General features: G+C 72.5%; 12 protein-coding genes and 1 pseudogene. 4 read left to right on the top strand and 9 right to left on the bottom strand.

Annotated features, from left to right (window positions below; translation table 11 throughout):
- Positions 1-36: 36 nt before the first annotated feature.
- The 4 genes from ABD363_RS07100 to ABD363_RS07085 are packed head-to-tail and all read right to left on the bottom strand — an operon-like array spanning position 37 to position 3,595.
- Positions 37-756: an ABC transporter permease subunit gene (locus ABD363_RS07100; protein WP_344600739.1), complete on the bottom strand. Its 720-nt coding sequence runs from the start codon at positions 754-756 to the stop codon at positions 37-39.
- Positions 757-766: 10 nt separating this feature from the next.
- Positions 767-1,678, bottom strand: a complete 912-nt coding sequence (locus tag ABD363_RS07095; RefSeq protein WP_344600738.1) for an ABC transporter ATP-binding protein — start codon at positions 1,676-1,678, stop codon at positions 767-769.
- Entirely contained in the window at positions 1,675-2,592 is a 918-nt protein-coding gene (locus ABD363_RS07090) for an ABC transporter permease (protein WP_344600736.1), read from the bottom strand. The genes ABD363_RS07095 and ABD363_RS07090 overlap by 4 nt, the downstream gene beginning before the upstream one ends.
- Positions 2,582-3,595 (bottom strand): ABC transporter ATP-binding protein, encoded by a 1,014-nt coding sequence (locus tag ABD363_RS07085; RefSeq protein ID WP_425577950.1) that lies wholly within the window; start codon positions 3,593-3,595, stop codon positions 2,582-2,584. The genes ABD363_RS07090 and ABD363_RS07085 overlap by 11 nt, the downstream gene beginning before the upstream one ends.
- Positions 3,596-3,958: 363 nt before the next feature.
- On the opposite strand from ABD363_RS07085, the pseudogene ABD363_RS07080 reads away from it, so the two are divergent.
- The 4 genes and pseudogenes from ABD363_RS07080 to ABD363_RS07065 form a co-directional block, all read left to right on the top strand.
- Positions 3,959-4,870: pseudogene (locus ABD363_RS07080) on the top strand (alpha/beta fold hydrolase); the annotation flags it as partial.
- Between the two features lie 253 nt (positions 4,871-5,123).
- Entirely contained in the window at positions 5,124-5,687 is a 564-nt protein-coding gene (locus ABD363_RS07075; protein WP_344600734.1) for an RNA 2'-phosphotransferase, read from the top strand.
- An 87-nt stretch (positions 5,688-5,774) separates the two neighbouring features.
- Positions 5,775-6,677 carry an LLM class flavin-dependent oxidoreductase gene (locus ABD363_RS07070; RefSeq protein WP_344600732.1) on the top strand — a complete coding sequence of 301 codons (903 nt, stop codon included), beginning with the start codon at positions 5,775-5,777 and terminating at the stop codon, positions 6,675-6,677.
- 112 nt (positions 6,678-6,789) lie between these two features.
- The gene (locus tag ABD363_RS07065; protein WP_344600730.1) at positions 6,790-7,659 is read left to right on the top strand and encodes a Cof-type HAD-IIB family hydrolase; all 870 of its coding nucleotides are present in this window, start codon (positions 6,790-6,792) and stop codon (positions 7,657-7,659) included.
- A gap of 6 nt (positions 7,660-7,665) precedes the next feature.
- On the opposite strand, the gene ABD363_RS07060 is transcribed toward ABD363_RS07065, so the two are convergent.
- The 5 genes from ABD363_RS07060 to hisC all read right to left on the bottom strand — a co-directional run bounded on the left by ABD363_RS07060 (position 7,666) and on the right by hisC (position 16,681).
- Entirely contained in the window at positions 7,666-8,715 is a 1,050-nt protein-coding gene (locus ABD363_RS07060) for a M23 family metallopeptidase (protein WP_344600728.1), read from the bottom strand.
- A gap of 136 nt (positions 8,716-8,851) precedes the next feature.
- The gene (gene cydD, locus ABD363_RS07055; RefSeq protein WP_344600726.1) at positions 8,852-12,340 is read right to left on the bottom strand and encodes a thiol reductant ABC exporter subunit CydD; all 3,489 of its coding nucleotides are present in this window, start codon (positions 12,338-12,340) and stop codon (positions 8,852-8,854) included.
- A 12-nt stretch (positions 12,341-12,352) separates the two neighbouring features.
- A complete protein-coding gene (cydB, locus tag ABD363_RS07050) occupies positions 12,353-13,360 on the bottom strand; it encodes a cytochrome d ubiquinol oxidase subunit II (protein WP_344600724.1) in 1,008 nt (335 codons plus the stop codon).
- Between the two features lie 20 nt (positions 13,361-13,380).
- Complete coding sequence (locus tag ABD363_RS07045) at positions 13,381-14,886, bottom strand: cytochrome ubiquinol oxidase subunit I (RefSeq protein ID WP_344600722.1); 1,506 nt, start codon at positions 14,884-14,886, stop codon at positions 13,381-13,383.
- A 715-nt stretch (positions 14,887-15,601) separates the two neighbouring features.
- The gene (gene hisC, locus ABD363_RS07040; protein ID WP_344600721.1) at positions 15,602-16,681 is read right to left on the bottom strand and encodes a histidinol-phosphate transaminase; all 1,080 of its coding nucleotides are present in this window, start codon (positions 16,679-16,681) and stop codon (positions 15,602-15,604) included.
- Positions 16,682-17,042 lie beyond the last annotated feature (361 nt).

Genomic DNA, 17,042 nt, shown 5'->3' with positions numbered 1-17,042 from the left:
CGGACAGGGGCGGAACCCCCGTCCGGGCCGGGGCCGCTACTCCTCCCCGGCGAGCGTCAGCGACCGCAGTTTCCGCCCCGCGTACCAGGTCGCGAGGACGGTGACCGCCGCGAGCAGCACCGTCGCGGTGGGCAGCCCGACGTCCGAGATCACCAGCCCGCCGTCGGAGATCTTCTGGGCCACCGCCAGCGACCACTGCTGGACGCTCAGCGTGCGCGCCCCGGGGACCAGGCTGCCGAACAGGGCCTCCCAGACCAGCGCGTAGACCAGGCCGAACACCACCGCGTGCCGGGACACCGTGCCCAGCAGCAGGAAGAGCGCGGCGTAGGCGATGGAGGCGACGAGCGCGGCCACCGTGTAGGCGACGGCGACCTGCTGGCCGTTGCCGTTCAGGATCAGGCCGGCGATCAGGGTCGGCACCGCGGAGAAGACCATCGTCACGGCGATCGCGACGATCAGCTTGGTGGAGATGATGACCGGCCGTTTGACCGGCTTGGACAGCAGATACACCACCGAGCCGTCGTCGATCTCCGGTCCGATCGCGCCGGTTCCCGCGATGACGCCGATGATCGGGACCATGGTGGCGAGCGCGAACCCGCCCAGCACGTCCGCCGCCGTCTGGTCGTCGGCCCCGGCCAGGGCCCGCACCGCCACGGCGATCACCAGCAGGAGCAGCGGCAGCGCGCCCAGGACGAGGGCCCGGCGACGGCCGAGCAGGGCCCGGTAGGTGAGCCGGGCGACTGTGGGGTCGTACATCGTGGGCCTCCTACGCCGCGACCAGGTACGAGAAGACGGACTCGAGGGACTCGTCGGACGGCGAGACCGTGAGCAGGCGGATGCCGTGGTCGCGCGCCACCCGCGGCAGCAGGGCCGTGAAGCGGCCGAAGTCGACGGCCTGGACGCGCAGCGCGCCCTCGGTCACGTCCACCTCGATGCCGGACGTGGACGGGTCGGCGATCAGCGCTGCCGCCAGGGCGCGGTCGTCGCTGGAGCGCACCAGGTAGCGGTGCGGCCGGTCGGTCATCAGGCGGCGGATCCTGCGGAAGTCGCCGCTGGCCGCGTGCCGGCCCGCGACGACGACCTCGATGTGCCGGGCGAGCTGCTCGACCTCTTCGAGGATGTGGGACGAGAACAGCACCGTGCGGCCCTCGTCGCCCATGCGCCGCAGCAGTTCCATGAGCTGCATGCGCTGGCGCGGGTCCATGCCGTTGAAGGGCTCGTCGAGCAGCAGCAGCGACGGGTCGTGGACCAGCGCGGAGGCCATCTTCACGCGCTGCCGCATGCCCTTGGAGTAGGTGGCGATCTTCCGGTCCTGCGCGTACTCCATCTCGACGGTGGCGAGCGCCTTCTGCGCGGCCCGGGCGCCCAGACCGTGCAGCTCGGCGTTGGCCAGCACGAACTCGCGGCCGGTGAGGAAGTCGTACATCGCCTCGCGCTCGGGGACGACGCCGATGTGCCGGTAGATCCGCTCGTTGCGCCACACGGGCTGCCCGTCGAGGGTGACCGTGCCGGTGGAGGGGGCGAGGAAGCCGCCCATCATGTTGATGAGGGTGGACTTCCCGGCTCCGTTCGGGCCGAGGAGGCCGGTGACGCCGGGGCCGATCGTCATCGTGATGTCGTTGACGGCGACCACGTTGCCGAACCAGCGGGAGACGTGGTCCAGGGAGAGAGTCGTCACAGTCCCACCTTCTTGTAGCGGCGCGTCAGCAGGCCGTAGGCGGCGGCGATCAGGCCGAGGCAGACGAGGACGTAGACGACGCCCTCGGCGGTGCCCGGGCCCACCCCTCCGGGGAAGGCGGAGCTCGCGCCCAGGAACGCGGACTGCACGCCGTCGATGAGCGTGATCGGCGAGAACAGGCCGATCCAGGCGATGGCTCCGGTGCTGCCCTGCGCGTCCGCGATGGCCTGCAGGGTGGAGACCGCGCCGTAGGAGATGGTCAGCGCGGCGATCACGGCCGCGATGCCGAAGCCGCGGCGCGGGGTGACCGAGGCGATGACCAGGCCGATGCCGGAGAAGAGCAGGGAGAGCAGGGCCACCGAGACGAGTCCCTGCGCGAGCCCCTCGGTCTGGTCGGTGAAGTCGAGCTTGGCCAGCAGCGCGCCCGCGTACAGCACCAGCAGCGGGGCGGCGGTGAGGACGAACAGGGCCGACGCCAGTGCCGCGTACTTGGCGCGCACGTAGTCGGCGGTCTCGATGGGCCGCGAGAAGTACAGCGGCACGGTCCTGAAGCGCAGGTCGCGCGAGACGGACTGGGGTGCCTGCGAGGCGACGTACAGGCTGATCACGGCCTGCATGACGATCGCGTAGCGCGTGTAGTCGAGCGGCAGTTCCTTCCCCTTGGCGGCCACGGTGACGGCGACCATGATGGCCGCGGGCACGCACATCACCACGAACAGCAGCACCGGCAGCACCTTGGACTTCGCCGAGCGGCCGAGGCCGTAGGCGCCGCGCAGGGACTGCGAGTACAGGGAGCGGCGGGCGTAGGCCCGGCCCAGGCGGGGACCGTCGTAGGTGCGGTAGCCGATGTCGTGGATGCGGGTCTGGTCACCCGACGGGGCGACCGTCGTTCCCGGGGGCTGCTCAACCGCCATGGCCGGCCTCCTCCTTCCGCTGCTCGCGTTCGTCACTGCTCCGGAAGACCTCCGCGATGTGGTGCCGGCGCTGCTCCATGCGCACCAGGCCCAGACCGAGGTCGGCGATCACGTCCCGGACCAGGTCGTACGTCTCCTCGCCCCGCGCGGTGAGCAGCAGCACCCGGCCCGCGCCGGGCAGGCCGCCGCCGTCCTCGACGGTCACCCCGCGCGTGTGCAGCGCGTCGCGCACCGCGCGGGTGCCGTCCGGGTGCTCGTCGCTGTCGGTGACCTCGATCGCCAGGGTCGTCGTGGTCTGCGTGAAGTCCGTGGTGGAGCTGGCGCGGAGCAGCTTGCCGCCGTCGACGACCACGACGTGGTCGCAGGTGCGCTCCAGTTCGCCCAGCAGGTGCGAGGTGACCAGGACCGAGATGCCGAAGTCGGTGTGGACGCGGCGGATCAGGCCGAGCATCTCGTCGCGGCCGACCGGGTCCAGGCCGTTGGTCGGCTCGTCCAGGAAGACCAGCTGCGGGTCGTGGACGAGGGCCTGGGCCAGCTTCACGCGCTGCTTCATGCCGGTCGAGTAGCCGCCGATGGGGCGGTAGCGCTCCTCGTACAGGCCGACGTGGCGCAGGGTGTCCGCGGTGCGCTCGCGCGCGGCGGCGGGCGGCAGCCCGGACATGCGCGCCATGTGGACGACGAACTCGGTGGCCGAGACGTCCGGCGGCAGGCAGTCGTGCTCCGGCATGTAGCCGACGCGCTCGCGGATGGCGGCGCCCTTGGTGGCGACGTCGAGTCCGAGCACCTCGGCACGGCCCTCGGTGGCGGGGGAGAGACCCAGCAGGATCTTGATCAGTGTGGACTTGCCGGCCCCGTTGGCTCCGACGAGTCCGGTCACACCGGGCCCGACGTCCACGGAGAGCCGGTCGAGCGCGGTCACCCGGGGGAACCGCTTGCTCAGGCTTTCGGTCGCGATCACAGTCACGTCTTCGACGGTAGTGACGCGGGCCGCCGGGGTCGTCAGCCCGCAGAGCCGTCTCGGCCTCCCCCTGGAGTCGTACGGATCCCGGAGGGTCACCCCGAGGTCTCATCGCGGCACGGCTCCCGTCCCGGTTCGTCCTCGCCCGCTCCTGGGCTGCTCCGCGCCGGTGCCGCCGTCCGCCGTCCGGCGGCCCCCTGCCTGCGCGGTCCGTGATCGCTGCCGGGCCCCGGTGCCGCGGTGCGGGCGCGTGGCGCGGCGGGCGGGGACCGGTGGACGGCCGGGTCCGCCGCGGTGTCCGGGGTACCGGGGCGAGGCCCGGGAACCCGGAGGGCCGGGAGGCCCGGGGATCGAGGGCGTTCGAGGAGTCCGGGAGGCCCGGAGCGGGGCCGGCGGAGGAGGAGTGACGTGGAGGGTGCACGCGAGCGCCGGGTGCGGACCGGTGGGGTCGAACTGTGCGTGGCCGAGCTGGGTGACCCGGACCGGCCGACGGTGGTCCTGGTGCACGGCTACCCGGACAGCAAGGAAGTGTGGTCCCAGGTCGCGACGCGGCTGGCCGGGCGCTTCCACGTGGTGCTGTACGACGTCCGCGGCCACGGCCGCTCGACGGCGCCGCGGCCGCTGCGCGGCGGGTTCACGCTGGAGAAGCTGACGGACGACTTCCTGGCGGTCGCGGACGCGGTCAGCCCCGACCGGCCCGTCCACCTGGTGGGGCACGACTGGGGCTCGGTGCAGTCCTGGGAGTTCGTCACCGTCCGGCGCGCCGAGGGGCGGATCGCCTCCTTCACCTCGCTGTCCGGGCCGTCCCTGGACCACCTCGGGCACTGGTTCGGCGAGCGCCTGAGGCGCCCCACCCCGCGCCGGATCGCCCAGCTGCTCGGCCAGGGCGCCAGGTCCTGGTACGTCTGTCTGCTGCACACGCCGGTGCTGCCCGAGCTGGCCTGGCGCGGCCCGCTCGGCGCCTGCTGGCCGAGGATCCTCGAGCGCGCCGGGAAGGTGCGCGCCGACGACTACCCGGCCCCTTCGCTGCGGTCCGACGCGGCACACGGGGCGTGGCTGTACCGCGACAACGTGCGGTCCCGGCTGCGCGCCCCGCGCACGGACGCGTACGCACACGCGCCCGTGCAGCTCATCACGCCGCTGGGCGACCCGTTCCTGTCGAAGCGGCTCCACGACGAGCTGGAACTGTGGGTGCCGCGGCTGACCCGGCGCACCCTTGCGGCGGGGCACTGGGCTCCGCGCACCCGGCCCGACCGGCTGGCCGCCTGGATCACCGAGTTCGTGACGTCCGTGGAGGGCGACAGGCCGCGGACGACGGCGTAGGGCGGGTACCCCGGCCGGGCGGGACCGCCCGTCGGAGAAGGCCGCCGGCGCGGACGCCGGCCGCCTCGCCTCCGGCCGCCTCGCCTCCGGCCGGCGCGCACGAGGGCGGTCGTGCCCAAGTCCTGTGCGTCGAGAGCCCGTTGTCCACAGAATCTTCAATTCGCCTGTGGATAACCGCACTTGGCTGTGGATCAAACATCGGAAGCGAAATCTGTCGCGTGATGCGCGTCTCTCCCGGCACGCTGGAGGGATGAACGGCAGCCGGACGGGCGACGGACGCACCGTGAAGATCTCGAAGTACCTCTCCAAGCACCTGCGGCACCAGCCGGAGCGCATCGGGCTCACCCTCGACAAGGGCGGCTGGGCGGAGATCGACGACCTGATCGTCGCGTGCGCCGCGCACGGCTTCCGGTTCACGCGGGAGGAGCTGGACCACGTGGTCGCCACCGACGACAAGAGGCGCTTCGCGGTGGAGGGCACCCGGATCCGGGCCAGCCAGGGCCACAGCGTCGATGTCGACCTCGGACTGCCGCCGGCGCTTCCGCCGCCGTACCTCTACCACGGCACCGTCGCCCGCCACCTGGACGCGATCCGCGCCGAGGGGCTCAGGCCGATGAGCCGGCACGACGTCCACCTCTCGCCCGACCGCGAGACCGCCACCCGCGTCGGCGCCCGCCGGGGCCGGCCCGTCGTCCTCTCGGTGGACGCGGCCGCCATGCACCGCGACGGTCATGTCTTCCGCGTCAGTGCGAACGGCGTGTGGCTCACCCGGGCCGTGCCGCCGCGATACCTGCGGTTCTCCGCAGGGCGCTGACACCGCGCGATCGGACGGGGAGGGGCCGGCCGGTGACCGCGCGGACCGTTTCACGTGAAACGCCGGCGGCCGCATAGGGTCGGTGCCATGAGTCTGCGTCTGAGCACCGTGATCCTCCCCCACCGCCGCTGGCACGAGGGCGGACGTTCGGCATGGGTCCGTGCCCAACGACTCGGCTTCCACACCGCGTACACCTACGACCACCTGTCCTGGCGCAGTTTCCGTGACGGCCCCTGGTTCGGCGCCGTGCCGACCCTGACCGCCGCCGCGGCCGTCACCGACCGGATACGTCTGGGCACCCTGGTGACCTCGCCCAACTTCCGGCACCCGGTGACTCTCGCCAAGGAGCTGATCTCCCTCGACGACATCTCCGGCGGCCGGATCACGCTCGGCATCGGAGCGGGCGGCACCGGGTTCGACGCCACGGCCCTCGGGCAGGAGCCGTGGACACCCCGCGAGAGGGCCGACCGGTTCGCCGAGTTCGTTCCGCTGCTCGACCGGTTGCTGACGCAGGACGCCGTGTCGTACGAGGGCGAGTTCTACTCGGCGCACGAGGCACGCACCGTACCGGGCTGTGTGCAGCGGCCCCGGCTGCCGTTCGCGGTGGCCGCCACCGGGCCGCGCGGGCTCAGGCTCGCCGCGGAGCACGGTCAGGCGTGGGTGACCACGGGCGACCCCAAGCTGTATGAGGACGGCACCCCCGAGCAGTCGGTGCGAGCGCTGCGGGGGCAGGTCGAGAGGCTGGCCGAGGCCTGCGCGGCGATCGGCCGTGACGCGAGCACCCTCGACAAGATCCTGCTCACCGGCTTCACCCCGGACCGCAACCGGCCGCTGCGGTCCCTGGACGCGTTCGTGGACTTCGCGGGTCGGCACCGGGAGCTGGGCTTCACCGAGATCGTGATCCACTGGCCGATCCCCGACTCGGACTTCGCGGCGGACGAGAAGGTCTTCGAGCAGATCGCCGTGGAGGCACCGGCCCAGCTGGACTGAACCGGCGAGAAGACCGGCCGGGCCGGTTCTCCCGGAGCGCCGGACGAGAGCCGTACCTCACAGATGTGCGGGCTCCCGCACGGGCGTGCGGCCGGTACGGGACAATGGCCGGGTGACCTCAGCGACTCGCCAGCCCGAAAACCCGGCCGCCACCGTCCGCCCCCGCCTGATCGCCACCGACCTGGACGGCACGCTGTTGCGTGACGACAAGTCGGTCTCCCCGCGCACGGTCGCCGCGCTGGCCGCCGCCGAGGAGGCGGGCATCGAGGTCTTCTTCGTCACCGGCCGGCCGGCCCGCTGGATGGACGTCGTCAGCGACCACGTCCACGGCCACGGCCTGGCCATCTGCGGCAACGGCGCCGCCGTCGTCGACCTGCACGGCGGCCCCGGCGCCCACCGGTTCGTGAAGGTGCGGGAGCTGGCCCGGCAGAACGCGCTGGACGCCGTACGACTGCTGCGCGAGGCGGCGCCGGACACGGCGTACGCGGTGGAGCAGACGTACGGTTTCCACCAGGAGCCGGCGTATCCGAAGATGCACCTGGAGGTCCCCGACGCCTTCGCGTCCGCCGAGGAACTGCTCGCCCCGGACGGTCCCGCGGCCGCCGAGCCGGTCCTGAAGATCCTGGCCTTCCACCCCGAGCTCGATCCGGACGCGTTCCTCACCCTGGCCCGGCTCGCCATCGGCGACCGCGCCAACGTCACCCGCTCCAGCCCCAGCGCCCTGCTGGAGATCAGCGGCCCGGGCGTCTCCAAGGCCAGCACGCTCGCCCTGTGCTGTGCCGAGCGCGGCATCTCGCACGAGGAGGTCGTCGCGTTCGGGGACATGCCGAACGACGTGGAGATGCTGACCTGGGCGGGCCAGTCGTACGCGATGGGCAACGCGCACCCGGACGCGATCGCCGCCGCGTCGGGGCGGACGGTCGCCAACAACGAGGACGGAGTGGCCGTCGTGATCGAGCGGATGCTGGCGGAACACGCCTAGTCCGCGTCACAGCGGCACCCCGCGCCGTGCCAGCCACGACACCGGGTCCACCGCCGAGCCCAGCTGCGGAGTGACCCGTACCTCGAAGTGCAGGTGCGGGCCGGTGGAGTTGCCGGTGTTGCCCGACTGGCCGATCCACTGCCCCGGCCGGACGCGCTCCCCCTGGTCGACGGCGACGGCGGCGAGATGGGCGTACTGCGTGTAGTAGCCGTTCGCGTGCCGGACCACGATCTCGATGCCGAAGGCACCGCCGCAGGAGACCCGCACCACCCGGCCCGCGCCGACCGCCCGCACCGGCGTGCCGACCGGCACCGCGAAGTCCTGCCCGGTGTGCCGGTTCGCCCACCGTGCGCCGCCGCTGCCGAAACTCGCGGACAGCACGTAGGTCTCCACCGGCGCCACCCAGGAATCCGTGAAACCGGTCTCCGGCTGGTCCAGCCGCGTGGCGCCGCGGCAGCTGCCGGCCGTGACCGAGGCCTCCGCCTGCCCCTGCAACCGCACCCGCGCCGTCTCGAGCCTCCGCTCGATGTCCTTCTTCAGAGCGGCGAGTTCGGCGTTCTGCCGCTCCAGTTCCTGCCAGGCCGCCCGGGCCCTGGCCTCGTCGGCGGCGAGCCGGTCCTGTGCCCGGCGGCTCCTGCCGATCGCGTTGTCCACGGCCAGCTCCGCCTGCCGCACGACCCGCCGGCCCCGCATCAGCTCCTCCGGGTCGTCGGCGAGGACCAGGTGCGCGGCGAGCGGCAGCCCGCCGCCGCCGCGGTACTGCGCGCGCGCCATCCGGCCCAGGTCCTCGCGCAGGACGGCGATCTCCCGCCGCTCGCGGTCGAGCAGCCCTTCGAGCCGCTTCGCCCGCGCCCGCTGCGCCTCGGCCTCACGCCGCCCGTCCTCGTACCGCCGCGTCGCCCGGGCCGCGTCCTCGTACAGCTGCGCCACCTGCGCGCTGATGCCGGACCCGGTGCCGCCGTCCCCCTCCGCCGCGTCGGTGGGGCGGGCAGCGAGCACGGCAAGCGCGCACAGCAGCACCGGAACGAGCCAGGGACGGCGGCGGGATGAACGCATGTCAGCGATCGTGACCCGCGCGACGGCCCCAGGTCCCGTTCGTGTCGTACAGCCGGGGGACGCATTGCTGCACATGGCCCAGTACGGGCGGGAGCGGCACCGCCGGCGGGCCGGGCCGCTCCGTCACCGGCCGCCGTCAGCGCGCCCCCACCGGCTGCTCCGCCTCCGCCTCCCGCTCGATCATCGTCCGCAGCGGCCCCGCCACGGCGGCCAGCTCCGGATACGGTCCCCGCTGCACCACGCTCCCCCCGTCCAGCACGACGACCTCGTCCACGGCCTCGAGTCCCGCCAGCCGATGGGTGATCAGCAGGGTCGTCCGGCCCTCGGTGGCGGCCAACAGATCGGCGGTGAGCGCGTCGGCGGTCGGCAGGTCGAGATGTTCGGCGGGCTCGTCGAGCACCAGGACGGGGAAGTCGGCGAGCAGCGCCCGGGCGAGCGCCAGCCGCTGCCGCTGGCCGCCGGACAGGCGTGCCCCGTGCTCCCCGACCAGCGTGTCGAGCCCGTCGGGCAGCCCGTCGGCCCAGTCGAGCAGCCGGGCCCGGGCGAGCGCGTCGCGCAGCTCGGCCTCGGTGGCGTCCCGCTTGGCCAGCAGCAGGTTCTCGCGCACGGAGCTGTCGAAGAGGTGCGCGTCCTGGGCGCACAGTCCGACGAGCCGCCGTACGTCGTCGCTGCCGAGGGCGTACGCGTCCACGCCGGCCAGCGTGTACGAGCCGGCGTCCGCGTCCAGGAACCGCAGCAGCACCTGCGCCAGCGTCGTCTTGCCGGACCCGGACGGCCCGACCACCGCCACCCGGCGGCCCTCCTCCAAGGTCAGGTCCAGCCCGGCGAGCGCGTCCCGGTCCTGCCCGGCGTGGCGGGCGGCCAGCCCCCTGACGACCAGCGGGAACGGCGTCCCGGGCGCCTTGCGGGGCCGCTCCGGCTCCCGTACGGGCTCCGGCGCGTCCAGCACCTCGTAGACGCGTTCCGCGCTCCGGCGCGCCCGCTGCCGGTACTGCACGGCGAGCGGCAGCCCGAGGACGGCCTCGAAGGCGGCCAGCGGCGTGAGAACGACGACGGCCATCGCCACGCCGGCCAGCCGCCCGTCGGCGACCGCCTGGGCCCCGACGAGGGCGGCGCCCGCGACGGTGAGCCCCGAGATCAGGGCGGTGAGCCCGTCGCCGAGCGCGGTGGCGGTGGCGGCGCGGGAGGCGATCCGGGTGAGCGTGCCGTCGGCCCGCCGCGCCGCGGCGGCACGGGCGGGCAGAGCACCGGCGACGGTCAGCTCGGCGGTGCCGGTGAGCAGGTCGGTCACGCGCGTGGCGAGTTCTCCCCGGGCGGGGGCCAGCCTGCGCTCGGCCCGCCGCGCCACGGCTGCGGTGAGCAGCGGAACACCCGCCCCGGCCGCCAGCAGGCCGGCCGCGAGCACGGCTCCGGCCTCGGGCAGCAGCCAGGCCGTGAAGGCGACGGACCCCGCGGACACCACCACCGCGGCACCGGCGGGCAGCAGCCAGCGCAGCCAGTAGTCCTGCAGCGCGTCCACGTCGGCGACGAGCCGGGACAGCAGGTCGCCCCGGCGGGCGCGGCGCAGCCCGGCGGGCGCCAGCCGCTCCAGCCTGCGATACACGGCGACCCGGGTGTCGGCCAGCATCCGCAGCACGGCGTCGTGCGACACCAGCCGCTCGGCGTACCGGAACACGGCCCGGCCGATCCCGAAGGCCCGCGTCGCGGTGACGGCCACCATCAGGTACAGCACCGGCGGCTGCTGCGAGGCCCGGGAGATGAGCCAGCCGGACGTGGCCATGAGGCCGACGGCGCTGCCGAGGGCGAGGCTGCCGAGCAGCAGCGCGAGGCCCAGCCGCCCCCGACGGGCCCGGGACAGGGCGCGCACCCGGGCCGGCACGCCGCCCCCGGACGTCACGCGCTCGGGCGCACCGGCCGCGCGGGCGTCCGCCGGCCCCTCCTCGACACGGCGGATTCCGGGCGCCGTAGGCCCGGTCCCCGCGCGCACGGGGGCCGTCTCCCCGGCCAGCCGCACCACCCGGTCCGCCACCGCCAGCAGTGCCGGCCGGTGCACCACCAGCAGTACCGTCCGGCCCGCCGCCAGACGGCGCACCGCCGCCACGACCTCGGCCTCGGTGGCCCCGTCCAGCGCGGCCGTCGGCTCGTCGAGCAGCAGCACCGGACGGTCCGCGAGGAACGCCCGGGCCAGCGCCAGCCGCTGCCGCTGTCCGGCCGACAGTCCGGCCCCGTCCTCACCGAGCACGGTTTCGAGCCCCTCGGGCAGCGCTTCCACGAACTCCAGCGCCCCGACGTCCCGCAGCGCCCGCCGGACCGCGTCGTCGTCCGCTCCGGGCCGGGCCAGCCGGACGTTGTCGGCGATGGTCCCGGCGTACAGGTGCGGTCGCTGCGGAACCCACGCGATGCGCGAACGCCACTGCTCCGGATCCAGACCGGCGAGGTCGGCTCCCCCGACCCGGACCCGTCCCCGGGCCGGCCGCACGAACCCGAGGAGCACGTCGAGCAGCGTCGACTTGCCCGCGCCGCTCGGTCCGACGAGCGCGACCGTCTCCCCGGGCGCGACCGAGAAGCTCACGTCCGACACGGCGTCCGCGGACCGCCCGGGGTAGCGGACGGTCACGTCCTCGAAGGAGAGGGCACCCGCCGGCACGGCGCCGGTCCCCGACGCCGGTACGGGCGTCTCCAGGACCGCGAAGATCTCCTCGGCGGCCGAGAGCCCCTCGGCCGCCGCGTGGTACCGGGCCCCGACCTGGCGCAGGGGCAGATACGCCTCGGGCGCGAGGATGAGGATGACCAGGCCGGTGTAGAGGTCCATCTCGCCGTGGACGAGCCGCATGCCGATCGTCACGGCGACCAGGGCGACCGAGATCGTGGCGAGCAGTTCCAGCGCGAACGACGACAGGAAGGCGATGCGCAGCGTCCGCATGGTCGCCCGCCGGTACTCGCCGGTGATCCGCCGGATCGACTCGGCCTGCGCCTTGGCCCGCCCGAACACCTTCAGCGTGGGCAGCCCCGCGACCACGTCCAGGAAGTGCCCGGACAGCCGGGACAGCAGCCGCCACTGCCGGTCCATCCGGGACTGGGTGGCCCAGCCGATCAGCATCATGAAGACCGGGATGAGCGGCAGGGTGCCGACGATGACGGCCGCCGACACCCAGTCCTCCGTGACGATCCGCGCCAGCACCGCCACGGGGACCACGACCGCGAGCCCCAGCTGCGGCAGGTAGCGCGAGAAGTAGTCGTCGAGCGCGTCGACCCCGCGGGTGGCCAGGGCGACCAGCGATCCGGTCCGCTGCCCGCCGAGCCAGCCCGGCCCCAGCCGCGTGGCACGGTCCAGCAGCCGCCCGCGCAGTTCCGACTTCACCGCCGCGCTCGCCCGGTGGGCGGCGAGTTCGGTCAGCCAGGAGACCACCGCCCGGCCGCAGGCGACGGCCACCAGCGAGAGCAGGGAAGTGCGCAGTCCGGCGGCGGACATGCCGTGCTGGAACGCGCCGACGACGACCTGAGCGATGAGCATCGCCTGCGCGATGACCAACCCGGCGTTGACGGCGCCCAGGCCGACGACCGCCACCAGGAAGAGCCGGGTGGCGCGGGCGTATCGGAGCAGCCGCGGGTCGATCGGTTTCACGTGAAACACACCTCAGTGCGCGATGTCGGGGGCGATGTGCTGAGTGCCGATCCGCTTGCGGAACACCCAGTAGGTCCACGACTGGTAGAGCAGGACCAGCGGCGTGGCGATGCCCGCGCACCAGGTCATGATCTTCAGGGTGTACGGGCTGGACGAGGCGTTGGTGACCGTCAGGCTCCAGTCGTCGTCGAGCGAGGACGGCATGACGTTCGGGAAGAGCGACAGGAAGAGCATCGCCACGGCGGCCACGATCGTGACGCCGGACAGGGTGAACGCCCATCCCTCGCGCCCGGCCCTGACCGCCGCCAGCGCCACGACCAGTGCGCCGACGGCCACCGCCAGGGCGACCAGGCTGCCGGCGTTGCCGCTGTCGGCCTGCGTCCAGAGCAGGAAGAGCAGGGCGACGACGGCGGTGACGGCACCGACCCGGAGCGCCAGCGTCCGAGCCCGTTCCCTGATCTCCCCGACCGTCTTCAGCCCGACGAACACCGTCCCGTGGAAGGTGAACAGCGTCAGCGTCACCAGACCGCCGAGCAGGGCGTAGGGGTTGAGCAGATCCCCGAGGCCGCCGACGTACTCGAAGTCCGCGTCGATCTTCACTCCGCGCACGATGTTGCCGAAGGCCACACCCCACAGGAACGCGGGGATCAGCGAGGTCCAGAAGATCGCCGTCTCCCACCTGCGCTGCCAGCTCTCCTCGGGCCGCTTGACCCGGTACTCGAAGGCCACGCCGCGGACGATCAGGCAGATCAGGATGGCCAGCAGGGGCAGGTAGAAGCCGGAGAAAAGGGTGGCGTACCACTCGGGGAAGGCGGCGAAGGTCGCGCCGCCGGCCGACAGCAGCCACACCTCGTTGCCGTCCCAGACGGGGCCGATGGTGTTGATCAGCACCCGCTTCTCGGGCCGGTTGCGGGCAAGCAGCCTGGTCAGGACGCCGACCCCGAAGTCGAAGCCCTCCAGGAAGAAGTAACCGGTCCACAGGACGGCGATCAGGACGAACCAGACGTCGTGCAGTTCCATGGCTGTGCAGCTCCCTCGGCCTAGTAGGAGAAGGCCATCGGCCTGTCGGCGTCACGGGTGTCGCCGCCGATCTTCGTGGGCGGATTGAGGTCGGCCTCGGTCAGCTCGGGCGGGCCCGCCTTGACGTACTTCGCGAGCAGCTTGACCTCGACGACGGCGAGGACGGCGTACAGCGCGGTGAAGGCGATCATCGAGGTGAGGATCTCGGCCTGGGAGACACCGGGGGAGACCGCGTCCCGGGTCTGCATCACGCCGTAGACGACCCACGGCTGACGGCCCATCTCGGTGAAGATCCAGCCCCAGGAGTTGGCGATCAGCGGGAACGCCATCGTCCAGAGCGCCAGCAGCCAGTACAGCCGGGAGAGCCGCGGCCCGAGCGGCTTCTTCAGCAGCACCAGATGCGGTACCTCGTCCTCCCCCGTGCGCAGGGCGGCCGGCAGGAGGAACTTCTTCCGGGTGAGCCACAGTCCCAGCAGGCCGAGGGAGAAGGACGCCATGCCGAAGCCGATCATCCAGCGGAAGCCCCAGTAGGCGACGGGGACGATGGGCTTGTAGTCACCGGGGCCGAACTTCTCCCGCAGGGTCTCATTGGTGTCGTTGATGCCGGGCACGTACGACTCGAAGTCGCTGTGGGCGAGGAAGGACAGCAGTCCGGGGATCTCCAGGGCGACCGTGTTGTGCCCCTCGTCGACGTCCCCGTACGCGAAGACGGAGAAGGGCGCCGGGCTCTCGCCGTCCCACAGGGCCTCCGCGGCGGCCATCTTCATCGGCTGCTGCTCGTACATGACCTTGCCGAGGGTGTCGCCGCTGACCGCGGTGAGCAGGCCGCCGACCGCCAGGGTGACCAGGCCGAGCCGCAGCGAGGTCCGCATCACGGGGATGTGCTTCTTGCGCATCAGGTGGAAGGCGGCGATGCCCACCATGAAGGCGCCGCCCGTCAGGAAGGCCGCGGAGAAGCTGTGGAAGACCTGGTTGAGCGTGGTGTTCTGGGTGAGGACCAGCCAGAAGTCGGTCAGCTCGGCACGGCCCTTCTCCTCGTTGATCCGGTAGCCGACCGGGTGCTGCATCCACGAGTTGGCCGCGAGGATGAAGTACGCCGACAGCAGCGTCCCGATGGAGACCATCCAGATGCAGGCCAGGTGGATCTTCTTCGGCAGCTTGTCCCAGCCGAAGATCCACAGGCCGATGAAGGTCGACTCGAAGAAGAAGGCGATCAGTGCCTCGAAGGCGAGCGGCGCGCCGAAGACGTCACCGACGAAGCGGGAGTAGTCGGACCAGTTCATGCCGAACTGGAACTCCTGCACGATGCCGGTGACCACGCCCATCGCGATGTTGATCAGGAAGAGCTTGCCCCAGAACTTCGTCGCCCTGAGGTACTTCTCCTTCCCCGTGCGCACCCAGGCGGTCTCCAGTCCGGCCGTGAGGGCGGCCAGGGAGATCGTCAGGGGGACGAACAGGAAGTGGTAGACGGTCGTGATGCCGAACTGCCAGCGCGCCAGAGTCTCCGGCGCCAAAGCCATGTCCACGTCGTCGTTCTCCTTACATCGCCGTGGTCCGCGGCAGTTTGTGCGTGTATGACACACCCATCTCAGGAGTAACCAGACACGCTTGTGAAAGCGTTCACATTCACAAGCAATTATGACCTACTGGTTTTCGCACCCGGAAGGGGGGTCCCCTGTGATGTCAACCCCTTTGCGAGGACTTCGCCGGCTCGCCGGATCCCCGGCTCGGCGCACCGGATCGTCACCGGCCGGATCCGGGTCCCACGCCCGTGGGCGTGCTCGCGCTCGCGGGAGACCTCGCCGACCCCTTCGGCGCTTCGGCCCCGCAGGCCCCGGCCGAGGCGCTGCCTCCCCCCTGCCGCTCACCACGGGCGAGGAGGGCACTTCGACACAGGCGTGTCCGTTTCACGTGAAACGGGCACCCCGGGGGATCGTCGAGCCGGACACGGCCGCCTCCCGGACCGACGGCACCCCCGATGCCCCCGATGCCCCCGCCGGCCCACGCCGGTCCCGCGCCGGTCCCGCGCCGGTCCCGCGCCGGTCCCGCGCCGGTCCCGCGCGAAGACGCGTACCGCCTCGCATGCCCGTGCAGTCCCCCGGTCCGGGCCGTCCCGGCAGCGGCCACCGCCTGCCGGCGACGTCCGCGACGGCGACCCGGTACATGAGGAATCGGCCGGCGATCAAGTCGCCGGCCGACACACAAGGTTCCCCCGGAACCGCTGGAACTCTTCCCGAGCCGCTAGAGCTCCTTGCGGAACTCCTCCGCCGCCTTCAGGAAGATGTCGTTCCCCTCGGTCTCCGCGATCGTCACCCGCACTCCCTCACCCGGGAACGGACGGACGACCACGCCGGCCTGCTCGCACGCCTCCGCGAACGCGGTCGTACGCTCCCCCAGCCGCAGCCACACGAAGTTGGCCTGGGTCTCCGGCACCGTCCAGCCCTGGGCGCGCAGCGCGTCGACCACGCGCGTGCGCTCGCACACCAGCGAACCGACCCGGCCGAGCAGCTCGTCCTCGGCACGCAGGGAGGCGATCGCCGCCTCCTGCGCGAGCTGGCTGACTCCGAACGGCACCGCCGTCTTGCGCAGCGCCTCCGCCACCGGCTCATGGGCGACCGCGAAGCCGACCCGCAGCCCGGCGAGGCCGTACGCCTTGGAGAAGGTCCGCAGCACGCAGACGTTCGGCCGGTCGCGGTACAGCTCGATGCCGTCCGGCACCTCGGGGTCGCGGATGAACTCGCGGTAGGCCTCGTCGATCACCACGAGCACGTCGCCGGGCACCCGGTCGAGGAACCGCTCCAGCTCGGCCCGCCGCACCACCGTGCCCGTCGGGTTGTTGGGGTTGCAGACGAAGATCAGCCGGGTCCGGTCGGTGACGGCGTCCGCCATCGCCTCCAGGTCGTGCACATCGCCCGGGGTCAGCGGCACCTGCACCGGGGTCGCACCGCTGATCTGCGTGATGATCGGATACGCCTCGAAGGACCGCCAGGCGTAGACGACCTCGTCGCCCGGGCCGGAGGTCGCCTGGACCAGCTGCTGGGCCACGCCGACCGAGCCGGTTCCGGTGGCCAGGTGGGAGACGGGGACGCCGAACCGGTCGGACAGCTCGTCGACCAGGGAGGCGCAGAACAGGTCCGGGTACCGGTTGAAGGACGAGGCCGCGGCCGTCACGGTCTCCATCACGCCCGGCAGCGGCGGATAGGGGTTCTCGTTGGAGGACAGCTTGTAGGCCACGGCCCCGCCGGCCGCGGCGGACCGGCCCGGCTTGTAGGTGGGAATCCCCTCCAGCTCGGCGCGCAGCCTGGGCCTCGTCTCGCTCACCGCAGTCCTCCTCGTCACCGCCACCGGCATCGAATACTCCTCACCCTATGAGGATTCCGCGGCCCTGCGTAGTGCGAGAAACGACCTCGTACGCCCCAGAGACATCAGAGGCATCATCACAGGAAGACGTACGCATCGGGGGGCGCGTCACACATATATCTGTGCGCCGGTGGTTCACGCCGTGGCGCGCATCCCCCGTCAAGGTGAGTTGAGACCTCTTCGCAACATCGGACACTCGGCAGGTCCATACGCGCCGACACGTCACGTCCCGGCATCAAGTCCCCCAACTACCTTTGTTTCATAGGCACTTGGCAAGTAATGATCATGCAGAAACGTGCCTGTCAACGAGCGCATATGCGTC

It is taken from the genome of Streptomyces glaucus, assembly GCF_039533365.1.
GTDB classification, from domain to species: domain Bacteria; phylum Actinomycetota; class Actinomycetes; order Streptomycetales; family Streptomycetaceae; genus Streptomyces; species Streptomyces glaucus.
Note: the sequence above shows the minus strand (reverse complement) of the source record. Positions and strands in the feature narration are given on the sequence as shown.